Here is a 2,605-nt window from a genome sequence, read left to right on the forward strand (position 1 = left end):
GGACACCCCCGAGAGCGCACCGGACCCCCGGCCCGATCCCGACGACGTCCCGGACCCGGGCCCGTCCGGGGACGGCCCCACCACCTCCTCCCTCGGACGCGACGAACCGGACGACCTCCCGGAGCACTCGCCGACCCGCGACACACCCGAGCAGGCGCCGGACGACACCCCGACACCGGAGGGTTCGCCGACTCCGACCCCGTCCCCCGCCGGGAACACCGGGCCCGACAGCACCGCACGCCCCATCCGCGACGACGCCTCCGACGACGTCCCGACGGGGGCCGGCGACGACGTCGGCGACGACATCCCGCTGCTCGGAGTCCGTGAGCGCGAGACGCCCATCGACAACCCCGACGGCGCGATCACCCCGGACTTCAACCGGGACATGGCCGCGATCTTCGGCAACAACGGCAACCAGATCCTGGCCCCGTGGCGCAACGACGTCGGCTGGCTGGACCCCAAGACCGCCCGCCAGTTCCGCGACGACATGGGCGACCTGTTCGAGCGCCAGTTCAGCACCACGCTGGGCCGCGACGCCGCCCGCCAGCTCGGCAGCGACTACGCCGACACCTTCGCCAAGAACTGGGGCAAGCCCGAACTCCGGAACAGCCTCGACGACCTGCTCGCCAACCAGCCCACCCCGCTGCCGCAGAGCACCCGCGACTTCCTCTCCGGTGGTGTCACCGACACCCTCACCAAGACGCTCAACGAGTTCGGCAGCCGCTGGCGGGACCGGTTCCAGCAGCTCGGTTTCGCCATGGGGTCGGGTGCCATCGAGGGCTACGTCGGCGAGGGCCTGACCAACCTGCTGTTCTCCCCGGAGCAGGAGTGGAAGGCGAACGGCATGTCCGCCGTGGCCGGCGCGGCCAGCGGCGGCCTGCAGACGCTGGCCACCATGGGAGGCGTCGCCGCGATCAACTCCCTCAAGAACATGGGGCCCATCACCCTGCCGGACCCGCCGACCCTGGAGGACACCCCCACCACCAGCGGCCAGAACCACACCCCCGCCCCACCGGACGGGCCCGCGCCGAACGGCGGCGACGGGGGGAACCAGGGCTCCGGCGGCAGCGGCTCCGGCAGCAACTCCAGCGGCGACTCCGGCCGCGGACAGAACGACGAGTCGCCGGATCGGGACAGCATCGAGATCCCGCGGGGCGGCCGCGGAACGGACGACCGCCCGGCCACGGTCTCCTCCGACACGCCGACCCCTGACCGCAGCAGCACGCCGGACCGCGAGAACGACGAACGCGACGTCCCCACCCCGGAGCAGCGCCCCGATCCGGACCGCGAGAACGACCAGCGCGACGTCCCCGATCCGGAGCAGCGTCCGGCCACCCAGCGGCCCCCCGTGCCGACTCCGCAGCACTCGCCCACCGGCCAGCAGCCCCCCGCGCCGGGCGACAGCGGGGACGTCATGTCGCTGATCAACCAGATCCTCAACCCCGGCCAGGGGAACAACGGATCGGACTTCCTGCCTGGTCTCGGGCAGACCGGCCAGAACGTCGTCCAGGTCTTCGCGGTCCCCGACATCCAGACCGGCGGAACGAACGGAACCGGTCAGAGCAGCGCGGCTCCGCCGCAGGGGAGCAGTCCGGCCCCCTCGGGGGCAGGCGGCACCGGCCAGCAGAGCGGCGGCTCCACTCAGCCGACCCGCTCCACCGAGGGCAGCTCCGACCCCTCGCGGGACGCGTTGCGCACGGTGTCCGGAGAGGACGCGTTCGACGGCGTCCAGTCGGCCCCGCCGCCCACCGAGACGACCGGGCGGCCGCACTCCGGGCCCGAGAGCGACTCGGAGGCCGAGTCCGACGGCGACGAGCGGCACACCCCCGATCCCTCGCGGACCCGCACGGCGTCCGGCGAGCACGTGTCCGGCCCCCAGGCGGAGTCGGACGCCGAGGCGGCGGAGTCGGACACCGAGACGCACGACGCGCCCGAACGGCGGCCCGAGGGGCGCGACGACCGCGGGGCCGAGGACTCCGACGCGCGGAGTGAGACCGACGATGACGACGCCCCTGACTCCGAGGGCGAGCGCCGGGCCGAGGACGGGGAGGCGGCGCCGCGCCCCCTCCCCCCGGTGCCCGAGGATGTCCAGAGCCTCGGCGGCGAAGCCGACCGGCGTGCCGCCGAGCTCGACACCGCGCGGGACGGCGTCGGGAACGCGGAGCGGCGGGTCACGCAGCTGGAAGGCTGGGCGAAGGACTCCGCGGACGCCTACGAGGCGTCCCAGAAGAAGTACGACGAGGCCCGGACCGCCGCGAGCGAGGCCCGGGCGGAACGGCAGCGCCAGGTGGACGCGGCCACCGACCGCGCCGGCGCCTCCCACGAGCGGGCGCAGCGCTCCGCGCGGGACGCCCAGCGGGCCCAGGAGCGGGCAGAGGAGACCCAGGAGGCCGTCCAGGCCGCCCGGGAGGAGCAGCGGGAGGCCCGCCGCGAGGCCGCCCGGCTCCGCGGCGAGGCCGAGAGCGCCCGCCGGCAGGCCGCCGAGACCCTGCGCGACGCGCGCGGTGGCTCACCGGACCGGCAGCGGAGCGCGCGCGAGGAGGCGGCCGGGCTGCGCTCGGACGCCACCGAGGCCGAGCGCGAGGCCGCCCGGATCGAGAAGGCC

Annotated in this window: 1 pseudogene; it reads left to right on the plus strand. The window is 75.4% G+C overall.

The features are described from left to right. Positions 1–2,605 (plus strand): annotated as a pseudogene (locus tag DEF28_RS27765) (hypothetical protein); the annotation flags it as partial.

Origin of the sequence: Marinitenerispora sediminis (genome assembly GCF_003336425.1) — a bacterium.
In the GTDB taxonomy this organism is placed as follows: Bacteria; Actinomycetota; Actinomycetes; order Streptosporangiales; family Streptosporangiaceae; genus Marinitenerispora; species Marinitenerispora sediminis.